Origin of the sequence: Streptomyces sp. ME02-8801-2C (genome assembly GCF_033793965.1) — a bacterium.
Taxonomy (GTDB): Bacteria; Actinomycetota; Actinomycetes; order Streptomycetales; family Streptomycetaceae; genus Streptomyces.
In genome coordinates, this window is sequence record NZ_JARAXP010000004.1 from 734,954 (window position 1) to 748,534 (window position 13,581).

The window sequence follows — 13,581 nt, forward strand, 5'->3', positions numbered from 1 at the left end:
GCCGGCAACTATAACTAGAACCGGTTTCAATGGGAGCCCGAGTCACTTACCCCGTTGTGGTGCGCGATCTGTGGACTCCTCGGAGGGGAACTGGTAACTGTCTCCGTATCTATCTGACGAACCGTCAGAGACGGTACCCGGAGAGGCAGTCGGCGAGAGGCAGTCGGCCATGACCGAGCTCGTGGAACACGGACAGCTGTTCATCGGCGGGGAGTTGACCGACCCCCTCGGCAAGGACGTCATCGAGGTCATCTCCCCCCACACCGAAGAGGTCTTCGGCCGCGTGCCGCACGCCTCGACGGCCGACGTCGACCGGGCCGTCGCCGCCGCGCGCACCGCCTTCGACGAGGGACCATGGCCCCGGATGACACTCGACGAGCGGATCGCCGTCGTCACCCGCATCAAGGACGGTGTCGCGGCGCGGTACGAGGAGATCGGCCGCGTCATCTCCTCCGAGAACGGCTCCCCCTACTCCTGGAGCGTCCTCGCCCAGGCCCTCGGCGCGATGATGGTGTGGGACGCGGCCATCACCGTCGCCCGCGACTTCACGTACGAGGAGACACGCGACGGAGTCCTCGGCCGCATCCTCGTCCGGCGTGAACCGGTGGGCGTCGTCGCCGCCGTGGTCCCCTGGAACGTCCCGCAGTTCACCGCGGCGGCCAAGCTCGCGCCCGCACTGCTCGCCGGCTGCACGGCGGTCCTGAAGCCGTCGCCCGAGTCGCCCCTCGACGCGTACATCCTCGCGGAGATAACGAAGGAGGCCGGACTGCCGCCCGGCGTCCTCTCCATCCTCCCGGCCGACCGCGAGGTCAGCGAGTACCTCGTCGGACACCCCGGCATCGACAAGGTCTCCTTCACCGGTTCGGTCGCCGCGGGCAAGCGCGTGATGGAGGTAGCGTCACGTCAACTCACCCGGGTGACACTGGAGTTGGGCGGGAAGTCGGCGGCCGTCGTGCTCCCCGACGCCGACCTCGACACCACCGTCCCCGGTATCGCCTCCGCGGCCTGGATGAACAACGGGCAGGCGTGCGTGGCCCAGACCCGCATCCTCCTCCCGCGCTCCCGTTACGACGAGTTCGCGGACGCCTTCACCCAGGCCGCGAGCGCGCTGGTGGTCGGCGACCCGCTCGACCCGGCGACCCAGGTCGGCCCGTTGGTCGCCCAGCGCCAGCAGCAGCGCAACCTCGACTACATCCGCATCGGCCAGGAGGAGGGCGCGAAGATCCTCACCGGCGGCGGACGCCCCGCCGGCCTGGACCGCGGCTGGTACGTCGAACCGACCCTCTTCGGCGACGTCGACAACTCGATGCGCATCGCCCGCGAGGAGATCTTCGGCCCGGTCATCTGCCTGATCCCGTACGGCGACGAGTCCGAGGCGGTGAAGATCGCGAACGACTCCGACTACGGCCTCTCCGGCAGCGTGTGGACGGCCGACGTCGGCCACGGCATCGAGGTCGCCCGGCAGGTCCGTACCGGCACGTACTCGGTGAACACCTTCAGCCTCGACATGCTCGGCCCGTTCGGCGGCTACAAGAACTCGGGCCTTGGGCGGGAGTTCGGGCCCGAGGGATACGGCGAGTACCTGGAGCACAAGATGATCCACCTCCCGGCCGGCTGGGAGGGGTAGGGGGCATGGGCGACCGCTGGCACGTGGAGGTGGACCGCTCGCTGTGCATCGGCTCGGCGCAGTGCGTCCACCGGGCCCCGGAGGGGTTCCGCCTGGACGGCGGGATGCAGTCCCATCCACTCGCACCGGACACGGACGCGAACGAGCAGGTGTTGGCGGCGGCGGAGAACTGTCCGGTGGAGGCGATCATGATCACGCTGGCGGAGGGCGGGGAGTGGGTGTTTCCCCCGGAGGAGTAGGAGGGGTTCTCGCCCCCGCCGCCTTCTCGGGGGCGCTGCCCCCGAACCCCCGCTCCTCAAACGCCGAAGGGGCTGAGTAGTTCAGCCCGTCCGGCGTTTGAGGACGAGGCCCGTTCAGGGCTGTGGCGGGGGTCTGGGGGCGGCAGCCCCCAGGGATGGGACGGGTAGGGGCGGCGGGGGCGAGGAAAACCCCTACCGACCCTCCCCGGAGGGGTCCGTCAGGTCGATCAATCTGCACACCGTCTCGATGTCGATCTTCACCTGCGCAATCGACGCCCGCCCCGACAACCACGTCACCAACGCCGAATGCCACGTGTGCTCAATCACCCGAACCGCCGACAGCTGCTCGGGGGTCGGATACCGTCCGGCCCCCACTCCCTCCGCCCCCTCACCCAACCCCATCGAGTCCAGAATGATCGCAGTCGTCTGCCGCGACACCTGATCGACCTCAGGCGAAACACTCCGGTCCGCGAACGTCAACGCCCGCACCATCGCATCCGCCAGATGCGGCTCCCGCTGCAACGCGCGAAACGCCCGCATCAACGTCTCCGCCACCCGCTCCGCCGCCGTCTCGCCCGTAGGCGGCTTCTTCCGCAGCGTGCCGTGCATGTGCTCCAACTGGTCCTGCATGGTGGCGACCAGAAGATGGACCTTGGACGGGAAGTACCGGTAGAGCGTGCCGAGCGCGACCTGCGAGGACTCCGCGACCTCCCGCATCTGCACCGCGTCGAAACCACCCCGGCTCGCCAACTGCGCGCTCGCGTGCAGGATCCGGCGCCGGCGGGCCTCCTGCCGCTCGGTGAGCGGAGCGGACGGCGGCAACGAGGCCGCTCTCACCGTATGTGCTTCCACCTTCGCGTCGGCAGTCATGGGTCCCGTTCCGTGACAGTCGGTGCTCGCACGGCGATCGAGTGGACGACCGGGCGGCGATCGGGCAGTGATGTTCGGGCAGTGATATGTCGGCAAACAGTCAGCATGGCACGTCCGTGTCGTGCGGCGCCGTGCGTCCGCCGTGGCGCGAATCACCTGATCCACCGCTCACAGCCGACCTACCTGCCGGTAGATTCGGATCCTCCTGAACGATCAACTCTGAAACTTGTTCTAGATTAGCGTCCCGTCGTAGTCTCGCGGGAAACCGTGGGGAGAAGGGGGCCGGGAGTGACGGCCGAGGCCAGCGAGGCAGGCCCTCAGGGGGATCCCGCCGCGGACGGCGAGCGACCGCTCAACATCGCACTTCTGACCTACAAGGGGAACCCGTTCTGCGGCGGCCAGGGCGTCTACGTACGCCATCTGTCGCGCGAACTCGCCCGGCTCGGTCACCGCGTCGAGGTCATCGGCTCCCAGCCGTACCCGGTGCTGGACGTACTCGACGGCCGTGACGTACTCGAGGGCCGCGACGTACTCGACGGTGAAGCCGTCCGGGCCACAGGCCCCGACCCCGTCCTCACCGAGCTGCCCAGCCTCGACCTGTACCGCCAGCCGGACCCCTTCCGCACCCCGGGGCGTGACGAGTACCGCGACTGGATCGACGCGCTCGAGGTCGCCACGATGTGGACCGGCGGCTTCCCCGAACCGCTCACCTTCTCCCTCCGCGTACGCCGCCAACTGCGCGCCCGCAGCGGAGAGTTCGACGTCGTGCACGACAACCAGACCCTCGGTTACGGCCTGTTGGGCGACATCGGCGCCCCGCTCGTCACCACGATCCACCACCCCATCACCGTGGACCGGCAGTTGGACCTGGCCGCGGCCGACAGCCTGAGCCGCCGGATGTCCGTACGGCGCTGGTACGGCTTCACGCGTATGCAGCGGCGCGTGGCCCGCCGCCTGCCGTCCGTGCTCACCGTCTCCGGGACATCGCGTCAGGAGATCGTCGACCATCTCGGCGTACGGGAGAACCGCATCCACGTCGTGCACATCGGCGCCGACACCGACCTCTTCTCGCCCGACCCGGCGGTGCCCCAGATACCGGGCCGCATCGTGACCACCTCCAGCGCCGACGTCCCCCTCAAGGGGCTGGTGTTCCTCGTCGAGGCGCTGGCGAAGGTACGTACGGAACACCCCACGGCCCACCTCGTGGTCGTCGGCAAGCGCGCCGAGGACGGTCCCGTCGCCCAGGCCATCGAGCGGTACGGCCTCGAAGGCGCCGTCGAGTTCGTGAAGGGCATCTCCGACGAGGAACTCGTCGACCTGGTGCGCTCGGCGGAGATCGCCTGCGTACCGTCCCTCTACGAGGGCTTCTCGCTCCCGGCGGCGGAGGCGATGGCCACCGGTACGCCCCTGGTCGCCACCACCGGCGGAGCGATCCCCGAGGTGGCCGGCCCCGACGGCGAGACCTGCCTGGCCGTACCGCCCGGCGACCCCGGGGCCCTGGCCGCCGCCCTGGCGACCCTCCTCGCCGACCCGGAACTGAGGGCGCGCCTCGGCCGGGCGGGCCGCGAGCGCGTCCTGGCCCGCTTCACGTGGGCCCGCGCGGCCCAGGGCACGGCGGACCACTACCGCGAGGCGATCGCCCGATCGGCACCCCGGGGGCCCCGCCCCACGCGCACCTCCATATCCGCCCCCAACGAGACCCCCGACCGCGAAAGCAGGACTTCGTGCTGACCGTCGACTTCACCCGGTTCCCGCTGGCCCCGGGCGACCGTGTTCTGGACCTCGGCTGCGGAGCCGGCCGGCACGCGTTCGAGTGCTACCGGCGCGGCGCCCAGGTCGTGGCACTGGACCAGAACGCTGACGAAATCCGCGAGGTCGCCAAGTGGTTCGCGGCGATGGAGGAGGCGGGCGAGGCGCCAGCCGGGGCCACCGCGACGGCCATGGAGGGCGACGCCCTGGCTCTGCCGTTCCCCGACGAGTCCTTCGACGTCGTGATCATCTCCGAGGTCATGGAGCACATCCCCGACGACAAGGGCGTCCTCGCGGAGATGGTCCGGGTGCTGAAGCCCGGCGGCCGGATCGCGATCACCGTGCCGCGCTACGGTCCCGAGAAGATCTGCTGGTCCCTCTCCGACGCCTACCACGAGGTCGAGGGCGGCCACATCCGCATCTACAAGGCGGACGAACTCCTCGCGAAGATCAGCGAAGCGGGGCTGAAGCCCTACGGCACCCACCACGCCCACGCCCTGCACTCCCCGTACTGGTGGCTGAAGTGCGCGTTCGGCGTGGACAACGACAAGGTGCTGCCGGTGCGCGCGTACCACAAGCTGCTGGTCTGGGACATCATGAAGAAGCCGCTGGCCACCCGGGTCGCCGAGCAGGCGCTGAACCCGCTGATCGGCAAGAGCTTCGTGGCGTACGCGACCAAGCCGCACCTGCCGAGCCTTGCCGAGTCCGAAGCCGAGGTGGCCGCCAAGTGACGACCCCCCGGACAGAACACCTCGTCCTGCCCGGGGTCCTCACCGCCGAGCAGGCCGCCCGCACCGTCCGCGGAATCCTCGCGGAGCAGCGGGAGGACGGGGCCATCCCGTGGTTCCGGGGGCACCATCTCGACCCGTGGGACCACACCGAGGCCGCGATGGCCCTGGACGCGGCCGGCGAACACGAGGCCGCCGAACGGGCGTACCTGTGGCTCGCCGCTCACCAGACCGGTGACGGTTCCTGGTACGCCGCGTACGCGGACGGGGACGCGGACGCCGTCACCGACCGGGGCCGGGAGACCAACTTCGTCGCCTACATAGCCGTCGGCGTCTGGCACCACTACCTCGCCACCGGCGACGACACCTTCCTGGACCGGATGTGGCCGACGGTCTTCGCGGCCGTCGAGTTCGTCCTCCAGCTGCAGCAGCCCGGCGGCGAGATCGGCTGGAAGCGCGAGGACGACGGCACGGACGTCAACGACGCCCTGCTGACGGGCAGTTCATCCGTCCACCACGCACTGCGCTGCGCGCTCGCCATCGCCGAGCAGCGTGAAGAGCCGCAGCCCGACTGGGAGTTGGCGGTGGGCGCGCTGCGGCACGCGATCCGACGGCACCCCGAGCGGTTCCTCGACAAGGCCCGCTACTCGATGGACTGGTACTACCCGGTCCTGGGCGGCGCGTTGACGGGTGCGGAGGCCAAGTCCCGTATAGAGGAGGGCTGGGAGCGCTTCGTCGTGCCCGGCCTCGGGGTGCGCTGTGTCGTGCCCAACCCCTGGGTGACGGGCGGCGAGTCGGCCGAACTCGCCCTGGCGCTCTGGGCGGTGGGCGAGTCCGACCGGGCCCTGGAGATACTCCAGTCGATCCAGCACCTGCGCGACACGGACAGCGGCCTGTACTGGACGGGGTACGTGTTCCACGACGAGGCGATCTGGCCGCGCGAACTCACCACCTGGACGGCGGGTTCGCTACTCCTCGCGGTCGCGGCACTCGGCGGCCATGAGGCGACGTGCGCGGTGTTCGGGGGCGAGCTGTTGCCTACGGGACTGGACCCCGACTGCTGTGCCTGAACCGCTGAGAACTGGCGTCAGTGGGTTCAGTGGCGGTTGATGCGGTTGGCGATGGCGTGGCCCACGAACAGGTAGACCACGGCGGCCAGTCCGTACCCGGCGACGACCCGTGCCCACTGCTCGTCGAACGTGAAGAGGTCGTGCGACCAGCCCGCCAGCCAGGCGGCCGCGTCATGGACGACCTGCACGAAGTCGTTCGCGCGGTTGGCGTCCAGCAGGTACATCAGGATCCAGAGGCCGAGGATGACGGCCATGATGTCGGCGACGATCGCGATGATCGTCCCGGCCTGATTGGCACCACGGTGATATGCGGGGGACATGTCCTTCGGGTTGCCCCGAAACCCGGGACGAAACCAACCCTCGCCGCCAACCGTCGCCGACCGCCGCCTCAGGAGTTGAGTTCGGCGAGGACGCGCAGTGTATGGGGATCGGGGGAGAGGACGAGCAGGTCGGTCACCGGCCCCTTGCGCCACAACTCCAGCCGTTCCGCGATGCGTTCACGTGGCCCCACGAGGGAGATCTCGTCGGCGAAGGCATCCGGCACGGCGAGCACCGCCTCCTCGCGCCGCCCGGCGAGGAACAGCTCCTGGATCCGCCGGGCCTCTTCCTCGTATCCCATGCGTGCCATCAGATCGGCGTGGAAGTTGCGGGCCGCGTGGCCCATCCCGCCGATGTAGAAGCCGAGCATCATCTTGACGGGCAGTAGCCCTTCCGACACATCGGCACAGACACGGGCCTGCGCCATCGGCGCGACGCGAAACCCTTCCCCGGCCCCGCTCAGCGGCTCCTCGTACATCTCGGTCCGCGACGGGGACCAGTACAGAGGCAGCCAGCCGTCGGCGATACGGGCCGTCTGGGCGATGTTCTTCGGTCCCTCCGCGCCCAGCAGGACGGGGAGTCGGGCGCGCAGCGGATGGGTGATCGACTTGAGCGGCTTGCCGATGCCGGTGCCGTCCGGCCCGTCGTAGGGCAGGGAATGAAAGCGGCCTGCTACCTGAACCGGGGCCTCGCGCCGCAGAACCTGCCGTACGACATCCACGTACTCCCGGGTCGCGGTGAGCGGCGACTTCGGGAACGGGCGCCCGTACCACCCCTCGACGACCTGTGGCCCGGAGAGCCCGAGCCCGAGAAGAACCCGCCCGCCGGAGAGATGGTCGAGGGTGAGGGCGTGCATCGCGGTGGCCGTCGGCGAGCGGGCCGCCATCTGGGCAACAGCCGTACCCAGCTTGATGGTTGACGTCTGGGCCGCGATCCATGTCAACGGGGTGAACGCGTCCGAGCCCCAGGACTCGGCGGTCCACACGGAGTCGTAGCCGAGCCGTTCGGCCTCCTGGGCGAGCGGTACGTGGTCCGGGGAGGGACCGCGACCCCAGTAGCCGAGCGCGAGACCGAGCCGCATACCTGCCTCCTGACGGACCGTCAGATGTGATGCCACTGGCGGCGACTGTACGACAACGGCCCCTCGCCCGGAAGGGCAAGGGGCCGTGGCCGCGAGCAGTAGGTGAGGGGCGGTCAGTCGTGTCGTCCGGCCTGGCGAGGCCTGGCCGGTTATCCGCGCTGGATGCCGGAGGTGTCCTGAAGCACACCCCGGCGACCGTCCTGCGTCTGGGCGATGAAGCCCTGACCGCGCTGCTCGACCGCCAAGTACCAGGTACCGGGGGCCAGTTCGGCGATCGGGGTCGGCGAACCGTCCTCGGCGAACAGCGGACGCGGCACCGGTACGGCGAACCAGAACGGGGAGAAGTCCGAGGCAGGCGGCTGGGCCTGCTGCGGCTGACCCGCGCCGGCGTCGGCGCCGAAGGGCTGACCGGCCTGCGGCTGGCCGCCGTACGGCTGCTGCGGCGCGCCGGCGCCCGGGTAGCCGTAGCCGCCCTGGGGCTGGCCGCCCGGGTAGGGCTGCCCGCCGTAGGGCTGCGGGGAAGGCGGCTTGGGGGCGCCGATCAGGGCGCCCTTGAGGGCCGGGACCAGCGGGGTGGCGATGGCGGCGGCCGCCATGACGACCGTGGCGACGAGGGAGAGGATCAGACCGGTACCGGCGTCCGGGCCGGAGCCGCCGTTGCTGACGTTGTCGACACCGCCCGTCGGGTCGAAGACGTTGCCGAGCGCGCTCCAGGCGGCGAACACGGTGAAGGCGACGCCGAACTGGCCGAGGTCGATACCGGCGACCTTGGGCAGCTGCGCCAGACCGCGCGACATGACGACGAGCGCGGCCCCGATGATGCCTGCGAGGACGACGCCCAGCAGGACCGGGCCGCTGCCCCAGGCGTTCGGCATGTCGAGGCCCGTGGCGCCGTCGACGGAGTAGATGTCGAGGAACGACGCGATGAACAGCAACACCGCTGCTCCGATCACCACGCCGTCGCCTCGAGTGAGGGAGCGGATATTCACTTCAGGTCCTCAGGTCGTCTCGTCGTCATCATGCGTAGGGGCACGACATTATCGTCCGCCTGTGTGGGCTGTCCGCCGGGATGCACGCGTTGATCACGACCCGCGCAGGAAACTCACGATTCCTTCAGAGATCCCCAGTGCCGCTTCCTGGCGCCATGATCCGCTGGTCAGCAGGGCCGCGTCCGTGCTGTCGCGCATGTTGCCGCACTCGATGAACACCTTCGGAACCGTTGACAGATTGAGACCGCCGAGGTCCGCACGGGTGTCGAGACCGGTACCGCCACCGATGTAGTTGGACGGCTCGGAGCCGGTCTCGGTGGCGAACCCGTGCTTGACGCGCTCGCCGAGCAGCCGGGAGGGGGCGACGATGGCACGGGTGTCCGCGGCCCCTTCGTGCACCGCCCCCGGCAGGATCACATGGAACCCGCGGTTGCCCTGCGCGCTCCCGTCGGCGTGGACGGAGACGACGGCGTCGGCGTGCGCGGCGTTCCCGATCCGGGCGCGCTCGTCGACACAGGGCCCGAAGGCGTAGTCGGACCGGTCGCCGTCCTGCGTCAACTTCACGGTGGCGCCCTGCTGTTCGAGGATCGTCCGCAGCCGCCGCGCGACATCGAGGGTGAACTCGGCCTCCGTGTAACCGCTGTTGGTGGCGGTACCGGTGGTGTCGCATTCCTTCGAGTTCGTACCGATGTTCACCTTGCGGGCGATCTCGGCGGTGTGCTTGAAGTTCCCGGGGTTGTGCCCGGGATCGATGACGACGACCTTCCCGGCCAGGGAGGTCGCGGCCTCACTGGGGACGGCGAGGGCGGGCGGTGAGATCGGAGCCAGGGGTTCATAACCGCCGCTGGACAATGACCTGCCCGCGCCGTCACCCCCACCGTCATCGGCGACGGCCCCCCACACGAACCACCCACCGCCCCCACCCAGCACCAGCACGGCGAGGGCGACGGACAAGGGACGACGCAGAAAGGAACGGCGGGGCTGAGGCGGCTCGAAGCCGGGACCGGCGTAGGACACGTCAGCCAGCCTAGTGCTCCGACCGCATGGGTTCGCCGGGGTGAGAAACCTGGACCTTCACGCCGTGCCGACGGTGCTTGGCCGACCAGTCCGCCCGGCCGTCGCCGACGGATGCGGCAGGACAGGGGCCAACAGGGCTCTTGCGCCCGTGAGTCGCGATGTCGACACCGCCCTCAACGGCACGGGGCTTTGTGCGTTGCGTCCCGCACCTCACCGTGGCCACTGACCGGCATTGCCCCATCAGTGGCCACGCTGAAAACGCTCAGTGCTTCCGTTCGCTCGTCGAGCTTGCTGCCCTTCGCGGGCTCAGCTGCTCTTGTACATCGCGACCGTGAAGCTGACCTTCTTACCGCTGTGGTAGTCGGTGTGGTCCCACACCGATATGTGAGAACTGTCCTGCATCCGCAGATGCAGCACCTCATCGGCGTTGTTCCAGTTGTATCCGACGAACTGGAAGTTCGGGTCGGGGCTGTCTCCCATTCTCCTGTTTCCCCAGCTGCAGATATGCGACGAGTCGTTCTCGCAGACGGACCAGGCCCTGGCGTACGGGTGGCAGTCCTGTCCCTGCCATACGTCGATACGCTTCAGCCTCGCGTCGGACGAGCGCCACGTGCCGTTGAACCGGTTGGCGGAGCACGAGGCGGCTGCTTCTTTCGCCGAGGTGACGGTGAGCACCACCGAGAGGGAGAGCGTCAGGGCGGCCGTCAAGAGCATGGCCATGATCTGGCGTAGTGGAATGCGGGCAGAAGAGACTTGTGTCATCGTGAACCTCCGATAGCGGGTCGCAGCGCGGGGTATTCGGTCGTCACACGACGCGTCGTCCCCCTACTTCAGCTGCTACTTCGGCTGAATGCCACCCATTCGGGCCCGGATCATTTAGCTCTCTGCCCCCCTGCCTATTCCAGAGCAGCACTCCGCAATCCTGATCGCAAGTCGGCAGGATTTTGCATTTCGCGCGCAATTCAATAATGAATGCGATCCAAAGTGGATCGGTCAACGAGCTTCTTCAGCCCTGACGCTCCAGGGTGAGGATGACTTTGGTGATCGACGTCATGCGGTTCGGACTGCATCGGGGCCTGCGTTTGATGCCGGTGGTCGGCCAGTCCGGCGTCGACGGGGCGCAGTTGCGGCGTACGGCCCCGCACGCTTTCTGGATCTACGACCGGCAGTTGGCCGCCGGCTCGATCTCCGCCTCTACCGTCCGCCGCAGAACCCGCAGCGAGTCCGTCGCCGAGACCTCCGTGAAGGCGCCGGAGGCGAGGGCGCGGAGGTAGATGCGGTAGGGGGCTTGGCCGGTGAACTCGTCCTCGGGGTCCGGGAAGACGTCGTGGATCACCAGGAGGCCGCCCTCGGCGACATGCGGGGCCCAGCCCTCGTAGTCGGCGGTGGCGTGTTCGTCGGTGTGGCCGCCGTCGATGAAGACGAGGGCGAGCGGTGAGTTCCAGATCCGCGCCACCTGCGGTGAACGTCCGACGACCGCGATGACGTGGTCCTCGAGACCGGCGGTGTGGAGCGTGCGCCGGAACTGGGGAAGCGTGTCCATGATGCCGAGTCGCGGGTCGACCGTCTCCGGGTCGTGGTAGTCCCAGCCGGGCTGCTGCTCCTCGCTGCCCCGGTGATGATCGACGGTGATCGCCGTGACTCCGGCCGCGCGGGCCGCGTCGGCGAGCAGGATCGTGGAGCGCCCGCAGTACGTCCCGACCTCCAGCAACGGCAGCCCGAGCGCCCCCGCCTCGACAGCGGCCGAGTACAGCGCCAGCCCCTCCCGGGCGGGCATGAACCCCTTGGCCCCCTCGAAAGCAGCCAGAACCTCGGGCTTGGGCGCTGCGGCGGTCATGGGGGCCTCCCGGTCGTACGTGCGTGCGGAAGCCCATGTTGCCCTACCCCCGGGTAACTAATCGACAGGGGGCACGACTCACGACTTAAGGGGCGCGGGGAACTGCGCGACCAGCCACAACGGACCCGCAGACAAAACACGCACCCCCCGACGCCCCCGGCGCGGAGCGCTACGCGCTCACCGTCTCCCCGGGCAGCAGCAGATCCAGGTCCACCGCCCCTTCCGCCCCCGCGTGCGTCGCGGACGAGGCGAACGGCCCATGGCCGGAGGCCCGCGCGGCAAGCACGTACGCCCCCTGCGCCGGGACGGCGACCGCATAGCTCCCGTCCTCCGCCGAGAGCGTCGCCCCCGCCTGGCGCCCCCGCTGGTCGATCAACGTGACCTTGGCCCGGGCGACCGGGCTGCCCTCTGCGTCCAGGACCCGCCCACGGAACCCGGCGGCGGCGAGCGCCTCCTCGGCCCGTGCCAGGTTCGCGTCCTCCTCGCTGCTCGCCCGCAGCTGCGGCTGAGCAGGGCGTCGGCCCGGGAGGAACAGGGCCAGCAGCAGCCCGACCGCCACCGCGCCGGTCGCGATCAGGAAGGAGACCCGGAAGCCGTGCATCGTCGGGATGGCGACCCCGCCGACATGGTTCGCGGTGTTGGCGAGCACCATGCCGATGACGGCGCTGGACACCGACGTACCGATCGAACGCATGAGGGTGTTGAGGCCGTTGGCCGCGCCGGTCTCGGAGGCCGGGACCGCGCCGACGATCAGGGCGGGCAGGGAGGAGTAGGCGAGGCCGATACCGGCGCCCAGTACCACCGCGATGACCACGGACTGCCATGCGGCACTCATCAGGCCGAGGCCGGCGCCGTAGCCGATCGCGATGATCAGCAGGCCGAGGATGAGGGTGATCTTGGGGCCGTACCTGGCGGAGAGGCGGGCGTAGACGGGCGCCGTGAACATCATGGTCAGGCCGAGGGGCGCCACGATCAGGCCTGCCGTGACCATCGACTGGCCGAGACCGTAGCCGGTGGAGGTGGGCAGCTGGAGGAGCTGGGGCAGGACGAGCGAGACGACGAAGAAGGAGACGCCGACCATGATCGAGGCGAGGTTGGTGAACAGGACGGCGGGCCGGGCGGTGGTCCGCAGGTCGACCAGCGGGGCGTCCAGGCGCAGTTCCAGTACGCCCCACAGGAGCAGGACGACGGCGGACGCGGCGAACAGGCCGAGCGTGGTGCCGGAGGTCCAGCCCCAGTCGCTGCCCTTGGTGATCGGGAGGAGGAAGAGGACGAGGCCCACGGACAGCCCGATCGTCCCGAGCACGTCGAAGGTGCCCTCGGCGCGCGTCGGGGACTCGGGTACGACGATCAGGGTGAGGACGATGGCGAGGGTGCCGAGGCCGGCGGCGCCGTAGAAGAGGGCGTGCCAGTCGGAGTTCTGGGCTATCAGCGCGGCGAGGGGGAGGGCGAGGCCACCGCCGACGCCGATCGAGGAGCTCATCAGGGCCATCGCGGAGGGGAGCTTCTCGCGGGGCAGCAGGTCGCGCATCAGACCGATGCCGAGCGGGATGGCGCCCATGGCGAAGCCCTGGAGCGTACGTCCGACGATCATGGTCAGCAGGTCGCTGGTGAGCGCGCTGATCAGGGCGCCGGCCACCATCACGGAGAGGCTGGTGATCAGTAGCCGCCGCTTGCCGTACAGGTCGCCGAGCCGGCCCATGATCGGTGTGGCCACGGCTCCGGAGAGGAGGGTCGAGGTCAGCACCCAGGTGGCGTTGCTGGGCGAGGTGCTCAGCAGTTGGGGCAGGTCCTTGATGACGGGGACGAGCAGGGTCTGCATGACCGCGACAACAATGCCCGCGAAGGCGAGCACGGGGACTATGGCCCCGCCCGTTCTGCCGGTGTCGCCGGCGGGCCGGTCGGTCGTCGTGTGCGTCATGGGGTGGAGCCTCCAGGCGGGTCCGGGTGGGGGACGTACGTGTGGATAAAGCCGTGTGCCTGGGCAACTATTCCGATGTTTTGGCTTACTAACTAATCCTTGACCTGTTCATGGGAATCTGATCTCCCGTCACAC

Annotated in this window: 13 protein-coding genes; 5 read left to right on the forward strand and 8 right to left on the reverse strand. The window is 69.5% G+C overall.

The window, feature by feature from the left end; all coding sequences use genetic code 11:
• Positions 1-169 precede the first annotated feature (169 nt).
• Both PV396_RS16485 and PV396_RS16490 read left to right on the forward strand, forming a co-directional pair.
• Positions 170-1,627 (forward strand): aldehyde dehydrogenase, encoded by a 1,458-nt coding sequence (locus PV396_RS16485; RefSeq protein WP_319205229.1) that lies wholly within the window; start codon positions 170-172, stop codon positions 1,625-1,627.
• Between the two features lie 5 nt (positions 1,628-1,632).
• Complete coding sequence (locus tag PV396_RS16490) at positions 1,633-1,866, forward strand: ferredoxin (RefSeq protein ID WP_319205230.1); 234 nt, start codon at positions 1,633-1,635, stop codon at positions 1,864-1,866.
• Positions 1,867-2,058: 192 nt separating this feature from the next.
• Here PV396_RS16490 and PV396_RS16495 read toward each other — a convergent pair whose 3' ends face one another.
• Entirely contained in the window at positions 2,059-2,736 is a 678-nt protein-coding gene (locus tag PV396_RS16495) for a TetR family transcriptional regulator (RefSeq protein ID WP_319205231.1), read from the reverse strand.
• 288 nt (positions 2,737-3,024) lie between these two features.
• Between PV396_RS16495 and PV396_RS16500 the strand changes: the two genes are divergently transcribed.
• Genes PV396_RS16500 through PV396_RS16510 form a run of 3 tightly spaced genes read left to right on the forward strand, consistent with a single transcriptional unit; the run spans position 3,025 to position 6,283 of the window.
• Entirely contained in the window at positions 3,025-4,467 is a 1,443-nt protein-coding gene (locus PV396_RS16500; RefSeq protein ID WP_319205233.1) for a glycosyltransferase family 4 protein, read from the forward strand.
• Complete coding sequence (locus PV396_RS16505) at positions 4,461-5,216, forward strand: class I SAM-dependent methyltransferase (protein WP_319205234.1); 756 nt, start codon at positions 4,461-4,463, stop codon at positions 5,214-5,216. The genes PV396_RS16500 and PV396_RS16505 overlap by 7 nt, the downstream gene beginning before the upstream one ends.
• The gene (locus PV396_RS16510) at positions 5,213-6,283 is read left to right on the forward strand and encodes a prenyltransferase (protein ID WP_319205235.1); all 1,071 of its coding nucleotides are present in this window, start codon (positions 5,213-5,215) and stop codon (positions 6,281-6,283) included. The genes PV396_RS16505 and PV396_RS16510 overlap by 4 nt, the downstream gene beginning before the upstream one ends.
• Positions 6,284-6,309: 26 nt before the next feature.
• On the opposite strand, the gene PV396_RS16515 is transcribed toward PV396_RS16510, so the two are convergent.
• From PV396_RS16515 to PV396_RS16545, 7 genes are all read right to left on the reverse strand, one after another.
• Positions 6,310-6,603: a hypothetical protein gene (locus PV396_RS16515; RefSeq protein WP_319205236.1), complete on the reverse strand. Its 294-nt coding sequence runs from the start codon at positions 6,601-6,603 to the stop codon at positions 6,310-6,312.
• Positions 6,604-6,671: 68 nt separating this feature from the next.
• The gene (locus tag PV396_RS16520; RefSeq protein ID WP_319205569.1) at positions 6,672-7,682 is read right to left on the reverse strand and encodes an LLM class F420-dependent oxidoreductase; all 1,011 of its coding nucleotides are present in this window, start codon (positions 7,680-7,682) and stop codon (positions 6,672-6,674) included.
• Between the two features lie 149 nt (positions 7,683-7,831).
• Positions 7,832-8,671 carry a hypothetical protein gene (locus PV396_RS16525; protein ID WP_319205237.1) on the reverse strand — a complete coding sequence of 280 codons (840 nt, stop codon included), beginning with the start codon at positions 8,669-8,671 and terminating at the stop codon, positions 7,832-7,834.
• A 93-nt stretch (positions 8,672-8,764) separates the two neighbouring features.
• The gene (locus PV396_RS16530; protein WP_319205239.1) at positions 8,765-9,688 is read right to left on the reverse strand and encodes an N-acetylmuramoyl-L-alanine amidase; all 924 of its coding nucleotides are present in this window, start codon (positions 9,686-9,688) and stop codon (positions 8,765-8,767) included.
• A gap of 306 nt (positions 9,689-9,994) precedes the next feature.
• Positions 9,995-10,408 carry a hypothetical protein gene (locus tag PV396_RS16535; protein ID WP_319205241.1) on the reverse strand — a complete coding sequence of 138 codons (414 nt, stop codon included), beginning with the start codon at positions 10,406-10,408 and terminating at the stop codon, positions 9,995-9,997.
• A 436-nt stretch (positions 10,409-10,844) separates the two neighbouring features.
• On the reverse strand, positions 10,845-11,525 hold the full coding sequence (locus PV396_RS16540; protein WP_319205243.1) for a class I SAM-dependent methyltransferase: 681 nt from the start codon (positions 11,523-11,525) through the stop codon (positions 10,845-10,847).
• A gap of 169 nt (positions 11,526-11,694) precedes the next feature.
• Positions 11,695-13,446 (reverse strand): MFS transporter, encoded by a 1,752-nt coding sequence (locus PV396_RS16545; protein ID WP_319205245.1) that lies wholly within the window; start codon positions 13,444-13,446, stop codon positions 11,695-11,697.
• Between the last annotated feature and the right edge of the window lie 135 nt (positions 13,447-13,581).